This window comes from Bacillus sp. NPDC094077 (genome assembly GCF_050279465.1).
Taxonomy (GTDB): Bacteria; Bacillota; Bacilli; order Bacillales; family Bacillaceae_G; genus Bacillus_A.
This window is the reverse complement of sequence record NZ_JBNNUF010000008.1, coordinates 107,224-126,666: the sequence shown is the minus strand read 5'-3', so window position 1 is coordinate 126,666 and position 19,443 is coordinate 107,224. Positions and strand designations below refer to the sequence as shown.

The 19,443-nt window shown below is 35.0% G+C and carries 22 protein-coding genes and 1 pseudogene; 7 read left to right on the top strand and 16 right to left on the bottom strand.

Annotation, left to right across the window (positions count from 1 at the left end; genetic code table 11):
• Positions 1-84: 84 nt before the first annotated feature.
• The 3 genes from ACQKNR_RS19355 to cotH all read right to left on the bottom strand — a co-directional run bounded on the left by ACQKNR_RS19355 (position 85) and on the right by cotH (position 2,580).
• Positions 85-687: a DedA family protein gene (locus tag ACQKNR_RS19355; RefSeq protein ID WP_427319722.1), complete on the bottom strand. Its 603-nt coding sequence runs from the start codon at positions 685-687 to the stop codon at positions 85-87.
• Positions 688-791: 104 nt separating this feature from the next.
• Positions 792-1,409 carry an NUDIX hydrolase N-terminal domain-containing protein gene (locus ACQKNR_RS19350; RefSeq protein ID WP_427319720.1) on the bottom strand — a complete coding sequence of 206 codons (618 nt, stop codon included), beginning with the start codon at positions 1,407-1,409 and terminating at the stop codon, positions 792-794.
• Between the two features lie 94 nt (positions 1,410-1,503).
• Entirely contained in the window at positions 1,504-2,580 is a 1,077-nt protein-coding gene (gene cotH / locus ACQKNR_RS19345) for a spore coat protein CotH (protein WP_427319718.1), read from the bottom strand.
• Positions 2,581-2,761: 181 nt separating this feature from the next.
• Between cotH and exsB the strand changes: the two genes are divergently transcribed.
• Positions 2,762-3,340: an exosporium protein ExsB gene (exsB, locus tag ACQKNR_RS19340; protein ID WP_427319716.1), complete on the top strand. Its 579-nt coding sequence runs from the start codon at positions 2,762-2,764 to the stop codon at positions 3,338-3,340.
• Between the two features lie 47 nt (positions 3,341-3,387).
• On the opposite strand, the gene ACQKNR_RS19335 is transcribed toward exsB, so the two are convergent.
• From ACQKNR_RS19335 to ACQKNR_RS19310, 6 genes and pseudogenes are all read right to left on the bottom strand, one after another.
• The gene (locus tag ACQKNR_RS19335) at positions 3,388-3,999 is read right to left on the bottom strand and encodes a phosphoserine phosphatase 1 (RefSeq protein ID WP_427319714.1); all 612 of its coding nucleotides are present in this window, start codon (positions 3,997-3,999) and stop codon (positions 3,388-3,390) included.
• A gap of 13 nt (positions 4,000-4,012) precedes the next feature.
• Positions 4,013-4,558 carry a short-chain dehydrogenase gene (locus ACQKNR_RS19330; protein WP_427319712.1) on the bottom strand — a complete coding sequence of 182 codons (546 nt, stop codon included), beginning with the start codon at positions 4,556-4,558 and terminating at the stop codon, positions 4,013-4,015.
• Between the two features lie 13 nt (positions 4,559-4,571).
• The gene (gene fosB / locus ACQKNR_RS19325; RefSeq protein ID WP_427319710.1) at positions 4,572-4,988 is read right to left on the bottom strand and encodes a FosBx1 family fosfomycin resistance bacillithiol transferase; all 417 of its coding nucleotides are present in this window, start codon (positions 4,986-4,988) and stop codon (positions 4,572-4,574) included.
• Between the two features lie 59 nt (positions 4,989-5,047).
• A complete protein-coding gene (locus ACQKNR_RS19320) occupies positions 5,048-6,709 on the bottom strand; it encodes a peptide ABC transporter substrate-binding protein (RefSeq protein WP_427319708.1) in 1,662 nt (553 codons plus the stop codon).
• A 71-nt stretch (positions 6,710-6,780) separates the two neighbouring features.
• A pseudogene (locus ACQKNR_RS19315) lies at positions 6,781-7,778 on the bottom strand (DUF2628 domain-containing protein).
• Between the two features lie 25 nt (positions 7,779-7,803).
• Positions 7,804-8,256: a methylated-DNA--[protein]-cysteine S-methyltransferase gene (locus ACQKNR_RS19310; protein WP_427319706.1), complete on the bottom strand. Its 453-nt coding sequence runs from the start codon at positions 8,254-8,256 to the stop codon at positions 7,804-7,806.
• 133 nt (positions 8,257-8,389) lie between these two features.
• Between ACQKNR_RS19310 and namA the strand changes: the two genes are divergently transcribed.
• Positions 8,390-9,427 carry an NADPH dehydrogenase NamA gene (gene namA / locus ACQKNR_RS19305; protein ID WP_427319704.1) on the top strand — a complete coding sequence of 346 codons (1,038 nt, stop codon included), beginning with the start codon at positions 8,390-8,392 and terminating at the stop codon, positions 9,425-9,427.
• Between the two features lie 29 nt (positions 9,428-9,456).
• Here the strand turns inward: namA and ACQKNR_RS19300 are convergent, their stop codons facing one another.
• Positions 9,457-10,116: an oxidoreductase gene (locus ACQKNR_RS19300; protein ID WP_427319702.1), complete on the bottom strand. Its 660-nt coding sequence runs from the start codon at positions 10,114-10,116 to the stop codon at positions 9,457-9,459.
• Between the two features lie 115 nt (positions 10,117-10,231).
• Entirely contained in the window at positions 10,232-10,381 is a 150-nt protein-coding gene (locus tag ACQKNR_RS19295; RefSeq protein ID WP_427319700.1) for a hypothetical protein, read from the bottom strand.
• 266 nt (positions 10,382-10,647) lie between these two features.
• Here ACQKNR_RS19295 and ACQKNR_RS19290 point away from each other — a divergent pair, with 266 nt between their 5' ends.
• Together ACQKNR_RS19290 and ACQKNR_RS19285 are read left to right on the top strand one after the other, a co-directional pair.
• A complete protein-coding gene (locus tag ACQKNR_RS19290) occupies positions 10,648-11,598 on the top strand; it encodes a metal ABC transporter substrate-binding protein (protein ID WP_427319698.1) in 951 nt (316 codons plus the stop codon).
• A gap of 137 nt (positions 11,599-11,735) precedes the next feature.
• The gene (locus ACQKNR_RS19285; protein WP_427319696.1) at positions 11,736-12,206 is read left to right on the top strand and encodes a GNAT family N-acetyltransferase; all 471 of its coding nucleotides are present in this window, start codon (positions 11,736-11,738) and stop codon (positions 12,204-12,206) included.
• 14 nt (positions 12,207-12,220) lie between these two features.
• Here ACQKNR_RS19285 and ACQKNR_RS19280 read toward each other — a convergent pair whose 3' ends face one another.
• The 3 genes from ACQKNR_RS19280 to ACQKNR_RS19270 form a co-directional block, all read right to left on the bottom strand.
• Positions 12,221-12,967, bottom strand: coding sequence for a VOC family protein (locus ACQKNR_RS19280; RefSeq protein WP_427319694.1), 747 nt, complete (start codon positions 12,965-12,967; stop codon positions 12,221-12,223).
• An 18-nt stretch (positions 12,968-12,985) separates the two neighbouring features.
• Positions 12,986-13,510 (bottom strand): PadR family transcriptional regulator, encoded by a 525-nt coding sequence (locus tag ACQKNR_RS19275; protein ID WP_427319692.1) that lies wholly within the window; start codon positions 13,508-13,510, stop codon positions 12,986-12,988.
• Positions 13,511-13,618: 108 nt separating this feature from the next.
• Positions 13,619-14,569 carry a CobW family GTP-binding protein gene (locus tag ACQKNR_RS19270; protein ID WP_427319690.1) on the bottom strand — a complete coding sequence of 317 codons (951 nt, stop codon included), beginning with the start codon at positions 14,567-14,569 and terminating at the stop codon, positions 13,619-13,621.
• Positions 14,570-14,735: 166 nt separating this feature from the next.
• Here ACQKNR_RS19270 and ACQKNR_RS19265 point away from each other — a divergent pair, with 166 nt between their 5' ends.
• A complete protein-coding gene (locus tag ACQKNR_RS19265; protein WP_427319688.1) occupies positions 14,736-15,638 on the top strand; it encodes an aldo/keto reductase in 903 nt (300 codons plus the stop codon).
• Between the two features lie 23 nt (positions 15,639-15,661).
• On the opposite strand, the gene ACQKNR_RS19260 is transcribed toward ACQKNR_RS19265, so the two are convergent.
• Both ACQKNR_RS19260 and ACQKNR_RS19255 read right to left on the bottom strand, forming a co-directional pair.
• Positions 15,662-16,246, bottom strand: coding sequence for a GNAT family N-acetyltransferase (locus tag ACQKNR_RS19260; RefSeq protein ID WP_427319686.1), 585 nt, complete (start codon positions 16,244-16,246; stop codon positions 15,662-15,664).
• A gap of 84 nt (positions 16,247-16,330) precedes the next feature.
• Positions 16,331-17,794, bottom strand: coding sequence for a flavin monoamine oxidase family protein (locus tag ACQKNR_RS19255; protein ID WP_427319684.1), 1,464 nt, complete (start codon positions 17,792-17,794; stop codon positions 16,331-16,333).
• A gap of 177 nt (positions 17,795-17,971) precedes the next feature.
• Between ACQKNR_RS19255 and ACQKNR_RS19250 the strand changes: the two genes are divergently transcribed.
• A complete protein-coding gene (locus ACQKNR_RS19250) occupies positions 17,972-18,163 on the top strand; it encodes a DUF3896 family protein (RefSeq protein ID WP_427319683.1) in 192 nt (63 codons plus the stop codon).
• 104 nt (positions 18,164-18,267) lie between these two features.
• Entirely contained in the window at positions 18,268-19,287 is a 1,020-nt protein-coding gene (locus tag ACQKNR_RS19245) for an LLM class flavin-dependent oxidoreductase (protein ID WP_427319681.1), read from the top strand.
• Positions 19,288-19,443: the final 156 nt, after the last annotated feature.

Genomic DNA, 19,443 nt, shown 5'->3' with positions numbered 1-19,443 from the left:
CTACGCTTTATTATTACACATTATGGACAACTCCCTTTATTTAGAACCGAAACAATAAAAAAAAGCCAATGAAAACCATTGACTTTAACGCGTTGTTTTTTTCTTTTTCAAATACTTTAAACCGAAGTATAGAGCAATAAAGAAAACAGCTCCTATAATTATGTAATGTGTGTAATCAGATGCATACTCTTTAATGTGTCGCCAATTTCCGCCAAGCTTTTCACCTAAGTAAATAAATAGGATTGACCATGGAATGATCGCTACAACTGTATACAGTGTAAAAAGTTTTAATGGCATCTTAGCTAACCCTGCTGGAATAGAAATGGCATGACGTACTACTGGGATAAAGCGCGCAGAAAATATAACTCCAGCTCCATAACGCTTAAACCAATTTTCTGCTATGTCTAAATGGTGTTTATTAATAAGCAGATATTTTCCGTATTTCTCGACAACCGGACGCCCTCCGTAGTATCCAAGCCAGTATAAAAAGATCTGTGCTAGCGTACCACCGATTGTTCCCGCAATAACAGCACCTACAAAACTAATTTTCTCTTCTGCCACTAAAAAACCAGCATATGAAAGTACAATTTCACTTGGGATAATTTCAATCATTAAACCTAGTGCTACTCCAAAGTATCCTAAGCTTGCAAAAAATTGCAATAACTGCTCTATTATATTTGCTAACATATTCTTTTCTATCTCCTTTTTTCTTCACATACCATCCCATTATTACATAAAGGTTGCAATCTGCCAATATCTTCATTTTAACAATATGTACAGCATAAGCATTACTAGTCTATTAGTTTTTCTTTTTGTGGATCTTTCATGTAGGCAAACATTTCTTTAATTTGCGCCTCTGTATTTCTAGCAATTGATAAATCCGGTAATTCATTCTCACCAAAAAACTCTATTTCTTCTGTTTCAATGCTAGTTTTCTTTTCTCCACCCACAATCTCACATCCAATAAAAATCTTATATACATGTGTTGCTGAAGGAGATGGTTGATGTTTTTCTTTATCAAATATAGCTAGTAACTTAAAATCATCTACTTCATAACCTGTCTCTTCTAAAACCTCTTTCGATGCGACTTCTGTTGGTGTATAACCGACATCAGCCCATCCACCTGGCAATGCCCATTTTCCATCACTTTTTTCTTTCACAAATAATAGTTTTTCATTTTGAAAAATAACTGCTCGTATATCAACTTTTGGTGTTTGATAGCCTGTCTCACTTGCAAATAATTTCTCCACGATTTCCCAATCTGTTTTTGTGTAATATGACATCATTGAAATTGAAATATCCCTTAATTGTTGGAAACGCTCTATATCATATACATCCTTAGAATACGTTAAACCCGCTTGAGCTATAGATTGTATTTGCTTTGCCCAATCAATCCATTTAACCGTCATCTCTACACAACTCCATTCTTTATCAAATCACTTTTTATTGTTGCATCTTTATTATACAAAAAAGAGATTGATAATATTTCAATCTCTTTCAAAATTAATCCAATTCATGTAAGTGGTCTTGTATATACTTTCTTCTTTTATTTATATATTCATAAATCATATTCGCTTCTTGGTCAAATGTTTCTAATTTTTCTTTCATATATGGATCTTGTAGTAAATACGGACGAATCGATTCACACATTCCTTCTACTTTCGGCCTCATAAACGAAACTGTAAATTGTTCTTCTAATATTTCTTCTAAAATACTTCGATATTGCTTTCTAAATACAGGTATATCTAACAACCTTGCGCTTAACGTGTTATACCCTTGAATGCGAATATATTCATGATTAAGCGGTCTCCCTTGTACATCTCGTCCCCAAGTCGCATCATAATCCCACGGTATGACTTCAAATAAATTTGTTTCATCGTTATGATATAGTGCATAGTTATGAACGAAACCATCAAAGTTTTGCGTAAAAATAACTCCAGCTAACCACCGTAAATATTTATCTACATTTAGAAACTTCCCAATTTCTTTTTCATAATCTTCCCTCAACAAAGTATTCGCTTGAAATATAAATTCACTCAGTTGCTCTTCACTATTTTCATTCGAATATTTAAATTCATACCCCGCAAAGAGCTCTGTCTTAACATCTTTATCTCGCTCACTCATTAAAGAAAAATTCGCATCATCATCGATCGCATAATAAATAGAACCATCCGGTAATCCTCTACTTTTTAAAAAGTTTTCATCAACTGATTCTAACTGTAAATATACCCCTTGAATTTGACCATTAATTTTTATAAATACATGTTGTGACTTTGGTGAAAGTACACCAATATCATGAAAGAAATCTAGAGATAATTTATTTCGTATGATAGACGGATCCATAAACTCAGAATTTAAATGAAACTCTTTCGCACCTTGAAATTTTTTCGGTTTATAAAACATAACATGATAAGATTTTTTCTCAAATTCACGAATATGAGCACCACGGTAGACAATATCAATGTCATACTTCTTTTTTCCATAAGTTAATTTTGCTGGCACTGGACTATCTGACCAAATGTCTTTTTTCAATTCCACTAAGTACATTGGATGAACAAAAAAATCATATGAAGGTAGCATGTCTTCTCATCCCTTCTCAGTTCTCTTCATTCAATGTATGCGCCTTGTCTTGTCCATACATCCGCTATCATCTATTTATATAAAATTACACTCTTGTCCCATTCAGAAAGACTTCATATCTCATATCATGTTAAGGAAAAAGAAGACCTTTTCAATTTAATACCTGATAAGGAGGATTTCTATGAAACGTGATATTAGAAAAGCTGTTGAAGAAATCAAAAGTGCAGGGATGGAGGATTTCTTACATCAAGATCCAAGTACTTTTGAATGCGATGATGATAAATTCTCTCATCATAAATGTACAACAGAATGTAAATGTACAACAGGGCATAAATGTCCAAGAACAAGATGTACTCGCGTGAAACATTGTACTTTCGTTACAAAATGTACTCATGTGAAAAAATGGACATTTGTTACAAAATGTACTCGTGTACGCGTTCAAAAATGGACGTTCGTTACGAAAGTGACGCGTAGAAAAGAATGCGTTTTAGTTACAAAACGTACTCGCAGAAAACATTGTACTTTCGTTACAAAATGCATACGCTTTGAAAAGAAATGTTTCTGGACAAAACGATGTTTCTGTAAAAAATGTGTATTTTTCCCTCATGGTCATGGTGGCTCTTGCGATGATTCATGGGATCATGGTAAGGACTGTCACGATTGCGGGCACAAATGGAATGATTGCAAAGGCAGACATCATTTCCCATCTTGCAAAAATAAGAAATTCGATCACTTCTGGCATAAAAAACGTAATTGCTAGTTTCTTATGTCCAGAAAAAAGGCCGTTTTTACGGCCTTTTTTCATGTTTACTGAAAGTGACTTATATCTGCAAATTGCTTCACTTTACCCTTACCTTCTTCAAATTCTATTACGCTAAGACTAGCGCTATGCATAAATGGATCATCCCACACATTTTCTATTTCATTACCAGCGAAATGACCAACAAGTAATTTCGCCGTTGCCGCATGAGAAACAATTAATACATTTTCTCCTTTATGCTTTTCTAAAAGCAGCTGCATCCCTTCAATAACCCTTTTATGAACGGCCTCAAAATTTTCTCCTGATGTTGACTGAAAAAGATGTGGCTCATTCCAAAATAAATGTACTTCTTCTGGATACTGCTTTTCTATATCAGCGATTGTTTGTCCTTCCCATATACCCATGTTGATTTCATAGAAATGCTCATCAGCTATTATCGGTATATCACGCTCTCCCTTTATTAACTCCGCAGTATGGAGTGTTCTTTCACTCGGACTACTATAGATTGCATGGATCGATAAATCTTTCATTCGATCCCCTAATTGTTTCGCTTGTAACATACCCTTTTCAGTTAAAGCTGAATTTTTCCGACCTTGCATTCGCTTCGCTACATTCCATTCCGTTTCGCCATGTCTTGTTACATATACAGTTGTTTTCATCTCCTATTCCCCCTTACCAGTTTGGCCGTAATTCCCACGGTTCTACGCTCCCTACAACCCATTCCGCACGTTTATTTTCAATTCCTTTTATTACCCCATCAGCTATCTCATCATGGGTAAGCCACCTTCCGTATGTACCTTCTAACATAAAACCTAATATAATTCTATGATAATTACATCGTGTGCCACCTATTTTTTGTGCGGTCATACGCGATGCTTTACTGCCTAAAATATGAAATAAACTGTATGTTCCAAACGACAATTCTAACTCTTTACAAATGAGTGATAACGCATACTTTGCACTTGAGTGTACCCATGCGACCACTAGTATGATTGGACCAATTCTCTCAATTGCACTTTTAATAGCTAGCTTTACATCGTCATCATTATGATAATCTAACGGAAGGCATGTAATGTTTTCTGGTGCAGAACTCGCTCGTTTAACGTTTTCTAATTTCACTTCATCTCTCCCAATAATAGAGACATGAAACCCTTGATCACAAAGCCACATAGAAACTTTCTTTAACATCCCTGTTCCACCAATTACAAGTGCATGCAAATGTTCTCCCTCCTTAAAAAAATGTCATATGAGGTTTCTCATCCCTATAATAATTTAGACGGTCTTGTAGCGTTCCTGAATGAAACTCAAATTTGTGACCATCAGGATCAATAAAATATATAGACTCACAATCTCTCACATCACGTTCCCTTCCTTGTAAAATATGAACATCATTTTCTTCTAATCGTTTTAACAGACGTTCAAAATCTTTTCGTTCTACAGAAAATGCGAGATGCGTATACGATTGATGAATCTCATTTCTCGGAATATGCGCCTCTTCATTAAGCGCTACCCACACTCCGCATATGTTAAAATACGCCAGTTTTCTCCCCTTAACTAATAATTCCCCTTCTAGTACTTTCCCATAAAATTTAATAGAATCTTCTAAATTAGACACTGAAAAACAAAGATGATTGATTCCCTTTAGCAACTGTAGTTCCTCCTTATACAAACAAAAGATGAGCGAAAATTCACTCATCTTTCATTATACTATTTTTTTGTAATATATGCCCATTTATAACTAAAGTCCCCACCAAACGTATGATTAGCAATACCTTTAACATATGGCTTCTCTAAATACGCTGTACTTTGTTGATACGTAGGAGAGATAGCAGCATCTTGACCAATTAAAATCTTTTCAGCTTCTGCAAGTGCCTTCCAACGGGCTGTATCATCTTTTAGTAGTTCTCCTTTGGATTTCGCTACTAAATCATCATACTTCGGATTAGAATACGCCATTTCATTAAATGTGCTTCCTGTCACGAACATGTCAATATAAGTCATTGGATCTGGATAATCTGGGCTCCATGCAGATAGCGAGAATTCATATTGTAACTTCTTCTCTAAATCTAGTTTTTGTTTATACGGTTGTTGTTTCAAATTCACTTTAATGCCAGGTAAGTTTTTCTCTAGTTCTTCTTTAATAAAGTCGCCCACTTTTTTACGGCTACCGTTATCATCATTTAGTAATTCTACTGTAATTGTATCTTGCCCAAGCTCTTTCTTCGCTTCTTCCCATAGTTTTTTAGCTTTCGCTGCATTATCTTTACTGTCACGGAAGTTTTTATTTACAGAGCGGAAGTCTTTCCCATCTGGACCTGTCGTAAATTTTTCAGGTACTAAGAAATATGCTGGCAGAGAACCGTCATTTAAAATAACATCCGCAATCCCTTTTTTATCATATGCTAAATCAATTGCTTCACGAACCTTTTGATTTTTAAATGTTGCATTTTGTTGATTAAAGCGTAAGAAATACATACGCGGATCTAGCTTCGTTTTAAATTCATTTGGTTTATTCTTTTTATATTTATCAACAAACTCAGAACTTAAAATAACACGATCTGCTTGATCACTGTCATATAAATTTACCCCTGTACTCGTTTCTTTTACAACACTTACATTAATTTCTTGTAACTTTACAGCATCTTTATCCCAATAATTCGGGTTCTTCTTTAACTGATAGCTTTGCTCATGTTTCCATTCACTTAAAGTAAACGGACCATTGTATAATAATTTATCCGCTTCTAATGCGTATTTATCCCCTTGTTCTTTCACATATTTTTCATTTAATGGGAAAAATGAAGGGAACGAAGTAAGCTCAAGGAAATATGGTGCTGGTTGTTCTAATTCTACAACTAACGTCTTATCATCCTTCGCTTTTACACCTAATTGATCTAACGGTAATTCCCCTTTATTTACTTTCTGTGCATTTTTCACATCAAATAAAATAAATGCATATTCTGCAGCTGTTGCTTTATCTAATGTACGTTGCCATGCATAGACAAAGTCTTGTGCTCGAACTGGATCGCCATTTGACCACTTTGCATCACGTAATTCAAATGTATATGTCGTTTTATCCTCACTAATCTTCACATCTTTTGCCATACCTGGAGTTGGTTTATTATCTTTATCTAGACGATATAATCCTTCCATTGCATTTACAAATACACGGAAAGATACAGAATCCGTTGATTTAGATGTATCCATTGAAGGAATTTCGGCTGTTTCTAGTAAATTTAAAACTTGTTTATCTGCCACTCCCTTATCTGATTCTTTCTTCGTTGTCGAGGCCTTCTCCCCATTCCCACATCCCGCAACCAATACACTAGTCGATAACGCAAGTGCAGCAATCATTGTTACCTTCCTCTTCATTCTTCCTTCCCCCAATCTATATGTATAAATGAAAGCCTGTATAATACATATCATTATACAAAAGATTCAGATTATTTTAAATATTTATTTTGATAAAAAAGAAAAAAGCGGTCAGAAATTACTTTCCATCCACTTTTTGTATAGCATTCACTTGTAATCCATCCTCTACGTCAAATGGATTTTGAACTTTAAATATATCGTCCATCATCTTCAAGAACTCTTCTTCATTTTTAGATTCACCATTAATCGTAAGTGAGTATGGCTCAACTTCACCCAATTTATAATCAACAACAAATTGAATCGTCACCTTTTGTTTTGGCATCCCGGCGCTATATCCTTGAAACTCTACTAATTCTAACCCTTCCGTCCCACGATAATATATCCACCCTGAATTTTGAAAATAATTTTCGAACGATTCACCAATTGAAAAGAAAGGATATTCATAAAGCGAGCTAGTACGAACTTTTTGAATAATATCTCGATCAGTTGGAAAAAAGAAATGACTGAAAAAAATACTGGCAACTGCTAAAATAGTAACGATTGTCGCTCCCATTTTACTCGTTCCGCCACTATCACGAATGAGATAATTTTCAACCGATTTATCTTTAATTCCCCGTGCTTTTATCCGGTATATACGCCTTTCTGCAAATTGATAATACAATCCATTTGCAAAAATCCCCATTCCAAATAAAATAAAAATGAGTAATAAAAACGTGAGAGGTACCATATTAATGATGGGTAATGCCACGTTGAACCCCATATAATAAGAAAACGCATCACATGCTACTAATAGCAGCAAAAATAAAGCGGCAGGTAAATAATACTTACGATATCCAAGCCAACCTATATTAAAAATAGCAGCCCAACCATTCCAACTCCACCTTGCAATTCGCTTATTCTCAAGCTCCCATTTTCTTTTGTAATACGGATATTGTCTCCCTACATATTCTTCTAATTCTTTGTCTATTAGCGAGCTTCCTTCACCTTGTGAATTATGCAAGTTACGCTGACAACTTGCACAGTTTAACTGGTCATTCGCGCAAGGTTGCCCACAATTTATACATTCCAAAACAATCCCTCTTTCCACCCATACTTCATTTCAAAATACCTTCGTGTTTTAACAACCACTCTTTCCTCCATAAACCACCCGCATACCCAACAAGCTTTCCACTCTTTCCTATTACCCGGTGACACGGAACGATTATTGAAATTGGATTACGGCTATTTGCTCCTCCAATCGCTCGTACAGCTTTCGTATTTCCAACCTTCTCTGCAATATCTAAATATGAAGCACTTACGCCATACGGAATAGTATAAAGTGCATCCCATACATTTTTTTGAAATGGTGTTCCCTCCGCAGACAACAGCACAGTAAACTCTTTTCTTTTTCCTTTAAAATATTCATCCAGCTCATTTATGCATTGATCTATCATTTCATTAGTATTTTCTTCTTGTCGTTCATCAACAAATATAACAGACATAATTCCTTCTTCGTTCGCTGTAATTTCCAGCAAACCTAATTTACTTTCATAATAGGCCTGGTACATATGTCATCCTCCAATTCATTTCATATTAGTCATTGTAACACGAATAGACAAAATTTTTCGTATAAGCGTTTTATTAGAGAAACAAAAAAGAGAATGATACAATGTAAGAAAATTCAATCAAGGAGGCTATTTGATGAATTCCCAACTTTTTTCACCTTATACAATTAAGGACGTTACGCTAAAAAACCGTATTGTTATGTCGCCTATGTGCATGTATTCATCGGAGAATGAGGATGGCCGAGTAACGAATTTTCATCTTATTCATTATGGAACTCGCGCTGCCGGCCAAGTAGGTTTAGTTATGATTGAAGCAACAGCTGTGTTACCTGAAGGACGAATTTCTAACAAAGACTTAGGAATTTGGGATGATAACCTAATTGAAGGCTTACATAAAACGACAACATTTATACATGATAACGGTGCAAAAGCAGCTATTCAACTTGCTCATGCCGGAAGAAAAGCTGAATTAGAAACGGATGCATTCGCTCCATCAGCAATTCCGTTTAATGATGTAATGAAAATACCAGTAGAAATGAGTATACAGCAAATTAAAGACACCGTATTAGCTTTTCAAAAGGCCGCGTTACGATCAAAACGGGCCGGATTTGATGTTATTGAATTACACGGCGCTCACGGTTATCTTATTAATGAATTCCTTTCCCCGCTTTCCAATAAGCGGACGGATGAATACGGGGGCTCATCTGAAAATCGCTATCGTTTCTTACGCGAAATCATTGACTCTGTAAATGAAGTTTGGAACGGACCGTTATTTGTTCGTATTTCAGCAAATGATTATCATCCTGACGGGTTAATGGTTCAAGATTATGTGCAGTATACATGTTGGATGAGAGAACAAGGGGTAGATTTAATCGATTGTAGTTCTGGTGCAGTTGTACCGGCACATATCGATGTGTATCCTGGTTACCAAGTACAATATGCCAAGCATATTAAGGAGCATGCTAAGGTTGCAACTGGTGCAGTTGGATTGATTACGACTGGTTCACAAGCAGAGCAAATTTTAAATAATAACGAAGCAGATTTAATATTTATCGGACGTGAGCTGCTTCGCAATCCGTACTTCCCAAGAATTGCCGCCAATGAACTTGGCTTTGAATTACAAGAACCGTATCAATATAAGCGAGCACCTGGGAAAATCAATATGAATAAATGAAACCGAGAAGTCATTCTTCTCGGTTTCATTTATTCTATCGTTGTGATTTCATTTGAATTATAAATATGGTGACCCGATTCTTCTCGCAGCGCAGTTATATACATCCCTTTTGCCACATCTTTAGCAGATATAGGTTTATATTTTTTAAAAGCACCTTTAAATATAAAAGGAATAATACGAGATACCTTTTCAGCCATTCGTTCACCAAAACGAAATTCTTGTCGATTTCCTACTAATAATGATGGCCTAAAAATGTGAATACCACCGATCACTAACTTTTGCAACTCCTCTTCCATTTTTCCTTTTACTTGGGAATAAAAGAAAAATGATTTTGGATTTGCTCCCATCGAAGACACAACAAGAAAATTTTGCACCCCTTGTTTTTCAGCTAAACAAGCAGCACGTAACGTATATTCATAATCTACTTTTTTGAAATTTGCCTTTGTTTTTGCTTTTTTTATTGTCGTTCCTAGGCAACTAAAAACATCATCTACAGCAAAAAACTCTTTATATTCCTCTAATAACGAAAAATCTACTTGCTTTTGCTGTAACTTCTCATGCTGCCATTGCATTGGTTCTCTTACAAAAATAGTAACCGAATCGTAGTAATCTGATTCAAGTAATAGACGCGTTATCTCTTGTCCAACTAAACCACTTGCACCAAGTACTAACGCTGTTCGCTTATTCATATATGCATATACCTCTTATTTTACTTTTCTCTCCTTCAGCAAAATACAACTTTTAGGAGTTTCCTTTTCTTATTTTACCATAAGTAAAGCACTATGCGTATGCATAGTGCTTTACTTACTCTTTTTTCTCATCTTTCTCTGGCAATTTCGTTATTGTTGTAGCGTCTCCTAAATTACTTATTAATCTTCTTAAAAATATTAATACAAAAGATAATGGCAATACTACTGCTAATATCAATAAAATAGCTTCCATTAAGTAATCCAAGCACTCAGCCCCCTCTTCATCCTCCTTTCAAATATATGAAAAAAGCATTGTCACATATGCATGCATTTACAAAAATAATACATCTATATTTGAAAACTTTATAACAAAAACAAATCGTAATGATTATTATTTATTGCAACTTTATTAAAGATGTATTATACTAAGTTCGCAAACTAAAACGTAATTATTCCGTTTTGTATTAAAATGATATTTTTTTCTATAATTGGGGAAAATATATCCGTATAAAAAGAAAAGAGGAGAACTTCATGCCTAAAAGATTGACTATATTTTCATTCTTACTTATTTTCACTTTAATTTTTACTGGCTGCTCAAATAAAAAAGAAGGTACTGCCAAGAAAGATGGAAAGCTAACTGTTTATACAACCATTTTCCCTCTTGCTGATTTCGCAAAAAAAATTGGTGGCGACTATGTAACGGTTGAAGCAATCTACCCACCTGGTGCCGATTCACATACATTTGAACCAAGTCAAAAACAAACAGTACAAGTTGCAAAAGCTGATTTATTCGTTTATAACGGTGCTGAATTAGAACCATTTGCTGAGAAAATGGAAAAAACATTACAAAAAGAAAATGTTAAAATTGTAAATGCATCAAAAGGTATCGAACTTCGTACTTCGACTGAAGAGGAACATCACGACCATGGAGATAGCCATAAAGAAGAAGAACATCATCACGACAAAGACCCACACGTATGGTTAGATCCTACACTTGCGATGAAACAAGCAGAAAAAATTAAAAATGCTCTTGTAGAATTACAACCTGATCATAAACAAGAATTCGAAAAGAACTTTGCAGCACTGCAAACAAAATTTACTGATTTAGACGATCAATTTAAAGCTGCTGTAGCGAATGCGAAAACGAAAGAAATTTTAGTTTCTCATGCTGCTTATGGATACTGGGAACAACGCTATGGCCTGAAACAAATTCCTATCGCTGGAATTTCAGCTTCTGATGAGCCATCTCAAAAGCAACTTGCTGATATTGCAAAAACAGCAAAAGAACATAACTTAAAATATATTTTATTTGAAACATTCTCTACTCCAAAAGTAGCGTCCGTTATTCAAAAAGAAACAGGCACAAAGATTTTACGCTTAAATCACTTAGCTACTATTTCTGAAGACGATGCGAAAAATAATAAAGATTACTTCACTTTAATGGAAGAAAACGTAAATACATTGAAAGAAGCAACAAACTAATTAACTATATTTTCCAGGCAGCTGAATATGTCATTCAGCTGCCTTTTTATGTATTTATCCTTGACTTGACCAAAATAACAAGTAAAATTATCCATATTAGCTTTCAGCTATACTATTTTAGAAGGTGAGTTGGAATTATGAATCTTCACATTTGTGAAGTAACAGCAAAAAACTGGCGTTCAGTGGCTGCTTTAAACGTCGTAAAAGACCAGCAGCAATTTATTGAAAGTAATGCGTTTTCTTTAGCCGAGTCATTATATGAAGAGAACGGGACGTCAGTAGGTTTATATAATGGAGAAGCACTTGTTGGATATGCAATGTATGGATGGTATTCGAAAAAATATAAAAGCATATGGTTAGATCGCTTTATGATTGATCAACAGTATCAAGGAAAAGGATACGCAAAACGTTTCCTGCGCTTACTCCTTCAATTTTTGCAACAACAATTTAAATGTAAAATAATTTACTTAAGTTTACACCCAGACAACAAACACGCAATGGGACTATATGAATCATTTGGGTTCCGTTTAAACGGGGATATTGATGATGAGGGTCCAGTTGTAGGTGTTGTAATGGAATTACTTATAGATGAAAATATAAGCCTGTGAAAACAGGCTTTTTATTATACATTTATCAATGTTATGTTTTCTATGTTTAGTTTCTTTCCCTTATGTGCTTCGTTGTTGGAATCTAGCATTATCTCAATGAAATGCTCATTCGATTGAATTAGATGAATCACTTGATTTTTTAAACGGATAATTATTTCTTTTTCCTCATTTGTAACATCTGAAAATAGACATCCAATAATGTTCCGATCTTCATTTGTTACTTCTCCATACAATTTCACCGCAACAATTCCCGTGACGCCCTCTTCCACACTATTTGGATACATATATTTCTCCATATATTCTCTGCTCTTTTGATCTTTCATTTGTTGTAGAAAAAATTGAAACGGCATCCCCTTCATCGGCTGTATGTATGCATTTTTCCATGGCATTGTTTTCTTAAATAAATTAAAAAACCACCTGAATTGCAATGGTTCTGGTTTTGTAACTTTAATTCCATCTCTAATCATTTTTTCATACGTATTATCTATATTTTCAACATCAATTGCTAATCCGATAAGCCCTCTATGGCCATCATTATATTTCCGAACCCAGTCTTGTACCCAACCACCTCCGTCTTTCGTTTTTACCCTTACTAATTCTAAATATTCTTTCCCAATCCATATGTTAGATACTTTAAATCCTTTTGTTCCCTTTCCCCATTTCGGAACATATGGAAGCCCGATAGAATGTACATTTTTAATCGTTTCCTTATTTTCTTGTATTTCTTTATTTACATTTACAACAAGATGATCAATTTTCATATTCTTCCCACCATATTTTTAGTTTTTTAATAGTTTTTCTAACTTATGAATAAATCGAAGTTGCATCTCACATTGTTCATACATGTTTTCGAAAATAAGTTTCACATACTCTGGCGCATTATCTTTCAGTCTTTCTCCCGCCCGCATTTCTTCATAAGTAGACCGTATTTCACTTTTCTGCTCTTCTAAAGCCTCTAAGATTTCTTCTCTCATCCCCTCTTCTTCTGACAGGAAAGTTAGCGCTGTATATAGGTGTTTCGGAAACACAACTGAAGTTTTTTGAAACGACTCCTTTAGTAACCTTTTAAATTCTTGACTTCCCTTTTCTGTAATACAATATATCGTTTTCGACCGTTTACCGGTCATTTCAATTGCTTTTACTCGGATTAATTCCTCTTGTGTCATTTTTTTCAGTGCGTGGTATATAGATGCTGGAAAAACCTCTGCCCATTTACTACTTTGCACCATATCTAGAGCCTGTTGTATTTCATAACCAGATAACGAATCCCTTTTAGTAAGTAGGCCAAGAGCCATTAGACGCATTATTCCGCACCTCCCTTTTAAAAATACTAAATTTTTAGTATTTTTAAACTATTTTAATACAAAACCCAATAATTAGTAAACAAAAAATAAGCCTGCAATTACGCAGACTTATTTCACACACTCTTGAAAATGTTCTTGGAACCATTCTTTATTAATATCTTTACCGATGAAAACTACTTCACTTACTCGTTTTTCACCCTCTTGCCACTCTCTATCGTACGAAGCTGCAAATAATGTATGTACACCTTGGAACACAATACGTTTATCTACTCCGTCAATAGATAAAATCCCTTTATAACGATACAGATACTCCCCTAGCTCTTGCACAACAGCTGACATCCACTCATTCAGTTTTTGTAAATCTAACGGACGTTCTTCGCGTAGTACAAACGATTTTACACCTTCTAGATGGTTATGTTCTTTATGTGGATAAATTTGTAACGTATCTTTCGTTTTAAACGTTTGAATTTGTAGTAATGATGGTATATCTACCTCACAGTTAGTCGCCTCGATTAACTTTGCAGTTGGATTAATTGCTTGCAGTTCATGCAAGAGATTTTCCTTTTCACTTTCGTCAATTAGATCTAATTTATTCACTAATACTACATCAGCAAATGCAATCTGTTCCTTTGCCTCTAATCCTTTTTCAAAATGTTTATATATATGATAACTATCTACCACCGTTACAACACCGTTAATTTGATATGCAGATTGAATAACTGGATCTAAAAAGAATGTTTGAATAATCGGACCTGGATTTGCAAGGCCAGTCGTTTCAATTACTAAATCATCAAAGTCCATTTTCCCTTCTGCTTTTACGTCCAGTAATTGTTTTAAAGCAACGAGCAAATCTTCACGCACTGTACAGCATAAACAGCCGTTTGTCATTTCCATAATTTCTTCTTCAACATTCATAATCAACTGATTATCGATACCGATTTGCCCTATTTCATTTACAATCACCGCTAATTTCTTACCGTGATCTTCTGATAAAATACGATTTAATAAAGTCGTTTTCCCTGATCCAAGAAAACCAGTTAATATTGTTACTGGAATCATTTCGTACCTCTCCTTATAGCTATATGTTTCTTCATTATAGCATATAGAGAAAATCGTTTTTGTAGCAAAACATATTTATTGTATGTACACCTCTGTAACTATATAATAATATGTAGCAAGAAAGCCTTTTCAAAAAATAACAATATTCATCAAGGGGGTACATATAATGGAACGAGTTCAAATGGCCGAAACTCTAGAATTCTCTCGTATTATTCAAGGATTTTGGCGTTTAGCAGAATGGAATATGACGAAGCAAGAATTACTTTCTTTCATTGAAGAATGTATGGATATGGGGATTACTACTTTCGATCACGCTGATATTTATGGCGGATATACGTGTGAAGGATTGTTTGGAGAAGCATTACAACTCAAGCCTTCCTTACGTGAAAACATGCAAATTATTACAAAGTGTGGAATCGCTCCCCCATCACCAAAATTCCCGGAGCGATATGTCGCCCACTATAATACAAGTACAGAACATATTATACAAAGTGCGGAATCCTCACTTAGAAATTTACACACAGATTATATCGATGTATTACTCATTCATCGTCCTGATCCTTTTATGGATCCAAATGAAGTTGCAAAAGCATTTTCACGCTTAAAACAAGAAGGAAAAGTTCGTCATTTCGGTGTATCTAACTTTTTACCTTCTCAATTTAATATGTTAAGTTCTTATTTAGATTTCCCACTTATCACAAATCAAATTGAAGTATCTGCAATGCAACTTGAACATTTTGAAAAAGGTACAATTGATTTATGTCAGGAAAAAAGAATCAATCCAATGATTTGGTCACCTCTTGCTGGTGGCGAAATCTTTACTGGCCAAACTGAACGTGCTGTACGTGTACGTGAAACACTACAAAAAGTTGCTGCTGAGCAAGGTGTTGATAGCATAGATATCATTATGTACGCTTGGTTACTTGCACATCCAACTAACATGATGCCAATCGTTGGATCTGGTAAAATAGATCGTGTAAAAACGGCCGCACTTGCTACAAAAGTTAACTTAGATCGTCAACAATGGTTTACAATTTTTGAAAGCTCTAATGGACATCCTGTACCATAATGTACAAAAAGAAGAGCCGTTTCTTACAGCTCTTCTTTTTCATATGTATTTCTCGTCATTGCAAATACACACATATCCCTTAATCCATTTCCATCTACAGCAACACTAGCACTTTCTAAAGTACCCTCTAATTTAAATCCCAATTTCTCAGGTATCGCTCTACTTTTCTTATTTAGAGAATCACAACGAATTTCTACGCGGTTTGCTTTCAGTTCAGAAAAAGCGTAATCCGTTATACCTTTTGCTGCCTCTACCATATAGCCTTTTCCACTAAACCTTGTATCAATCCAGTACCCAATTTCAAATTGAGGTATATCCCAATTAATACGATGTACTCCAGCAGATGCAATAAATTCACCTGTTTCTTTCGAAAATACTAGTAATCTTAAATCCTCACGCTGCAAAAATTGAATATGCGATTTTCTAATACTCTCTTCTATTTCTTCCTCTGTTTGCTCTTTTTGGGCAAACACCATCCATGGTTTTAATTCTTGCATAGAAGCTTGAATTGCCTCATATACAACTTTACCATCCCCTGGTTTCGGCATTCGAATAAGAAGCCTTTCAGTATAAAATTCAGAAGGAAAATCGAATAATAATGGATTCACTGTAAACACTCCCTATAATTCTTTTATATATAATAATATCCATCTCAAGTTATACAGTAAAGAAATTTCTGAATTTTATACATTTTATTCATTCACTTCTATCGCTACACGAACTCCCGATTCAATTGCACCTTGAATCCATCCGTGATATAACGTTGTATGATCTCCGGCAAAGAATATTCTTCCCTCTGACTTTACAATCGCTGGTTGTAGCTCCGATTCTTGCCCTGCCTGAAATAGTGCAAACCCTCCAAGCGCATATGGATCCAATGTCCAACTTTTTGATATTCCAGATAAGAACTCGTCATATACTTGACCACCTAATATCGTTGCTAAGTTGTGTAATGCGTAATAAATACGATCACCCTTTGATAACCCATCCCATAACAACGCATCATAAGACCATGTATAGCTTCCTAACATCATAGCAGGCCCTTTTTCTCCAATTCCATGACTTGGATAATAGGCGTAACGAATTGGTAAATCTGTTATAATTCTGCCGCCTAATTGCCCTTGTTCTTCCCAAAATCGGCTTTTAAATTGAATTCCTATTTTCGTCGCAGGCATATAATGCAATTCACGAATTGCTTTCCATTTTTCATAAGATATAGAATCAAATGGATCTACTTCCACAAAACGCATTGTCGAAAACGGAATTGTAACAATAACTAAATCCCCTGTAATACTACTATATTCAAAAGTTTCCTCATTCCGGTAGTAAGCTGTCACACCATTAGCATGTTGATGAAGCTTCATTAGTTTTTGATTATATATAATATTTTCTTCTAATTGTGGTAAAAAAGACTTTGGTAATCTATCATTTCCACCTATTATTTCGCAAAATCCGCTTTCCTCTTGCATAATGTATAAAAATCGTAACGTCTCAACGAATGACCTTTCTAAAAAGCCCTCTAAATCCAATAGAACACCAATCATCTCAATCGTTACTGGCGAAAAATACGTATTATATTGATAAGGGTGATACTTTAAAAATTGTCCTGTAGAGTATCTCCCAAAATCCTTTACTACAACATCCCAATTTTTCTCTGGGTTCTTTTTTATAAAATTTATAATGGGCTGTACCGCTAACAATAATAGTTCCTCAGACGTTTTCCACTCTTCATTCATTTCCACAGGATACCTTAAAATACTTGGGTCCTTTTCATATTGTTTCAACGTTGTTTTCCGACCATTTACGTAGATAATATCTGTCTCATTCCTATTAATAAAAGGGCTCACCTGTAGCCCAAACTTTCTTATATATGCCATTGTTAATGTGTGTGAATACGGAATTCTCATCGCTCCAACATCTAAATATAATCCGGTGTCTTCCATTCTAACTGTCTCTATGCGGCCACCTACACGGTTGTTCGCTTCAAAAATCTTCACTTCATGTCCTGCAGCCTTTAATAAAGATGCCGAAACTAATCCAGCCATACCAGCCCCTACTACAATAATTTGTTTCGGACGTGTCGTCTTCTTCAATCCCTTATTTATAACTTTTAACGTTTCATCCATTTCAGTGTTATACATTATATCTTTCTGCACAATTCCACCCCTTACTTCATAAAATGTGCATTAGTGGTTTAGTGCATTTTATTCATAAATCCCCATAAACATAACACCATAGCAATTGGAATATTCATTAAACGTACATAAGGGATAGCTCTCACATCTCTTCATACTTCGTATAATATAGCAACTGCAAAGAAGGAGTGGTTGAAAATGAAACATACTTATGATTACCACGCTACAAAAAAGCATTTAGAATTAAAGAAACAACACCTATGCAAAAAACTTAGTAATATGAAACTATCTGAAAAAGAACGTGAACAAATAAAACATGAAATTGACAACTACGAATATATTTTAAACCTAGTCGAAATGAATCATTATGAACGAGGATTTTCTCGTTAAAAGTGGATATAAGATTATCCACTTTTCATTTTGAGCATTTCATTACGCATTATTCGTAAGTAAATATATAATAGGATGTACATTAAGATTGAGAGGTATATTCTATGATCAAATTAAGTGTATTAGACCAATCCCCTATTTCAGATGGTAGCACAGCAGTTGAAGCTTTTTCACATACAGTTAAGCTTGCACAAGAAGTTGAAAAACTCGGATTCACACGTTTTTGGGTATCCGAACACCATAATTCCGTAAGCTTAGCTGGCTCAAGTCCAGAAATACTTATTTCTCATATTGCAGCGAAAACAGATCATATCAGAGTCGGTTCAGGTGGTGTTATGTTGCCGCATTATAGTCCATATAAAGTTGCCGAAAACTTCCGCGTTTTAGAAGCGCTTTATCCAAGCCGCATCGACCTGGGTGTTGGTAGAGCACCTGGTGGTATGCCAATAGCAACTCGGGCACTACAAGAAGGAAAAATGGTCTCACTTGATCAATATCCAGAACAAATTGCAGATGTTGCAATGTACATACATGATCAAGTACCAGAAAACCATCATTATGCAAATTTAAAGGCTACTCCAGTTATTCCAACATCTCCTGAAATGTGGATGCTCGGTTCTAGCGGAGAAAGCGCTAAGATTGCGGCAAACAATGGAGCTTCTTTTGCATTTGCACAATTTATTAATGGTTTCGGGGGCCCAGAAGTTATGAAGGCTTATCAGGAACATTTCCAGCCTTCATTTTTAGGAGAAAAACCAAAATCAATCGTCGCTATTTTTGTTATTTGCGGAGAAACAAATGAAGAAGCGGAAAAAATTGCTTCTAGTTTAGATCTATCAATCTTATTACTAGAGCAAGGAAAACGAACTACTGGTACTCCTTCTATCGAAACTGCTCAAAATTATTCATATAGTGCTTATGATTTATTCCGTATAAAAGAAAATCGTCAACGTATGATCGTGGGTGATCCCTCATCTGTGAAAGAAAAAATAGTAAACTTAAGCAAAGCATACAATACTGAAGAATTTATGATTGTCACGATTACTCATCGATTTGAAGATAAATTGAATTCTTATCGCTTACTAGCAAATGCTTTTAATTTATCCCGCATTAACGGTCAGTAAGACTCCCACCTCAAAATTTGGCGCAGGCGAGGAAGTTAGGTGGGAGATTAACTGCCCGTAAAAGCCCGATTGGTGTGGGCTAATAATCAGTGGAGGATGGACAAAAAACCCACTGATTAAAGTTTCACTTTATAATTGTAAAAGGGAGATACATCA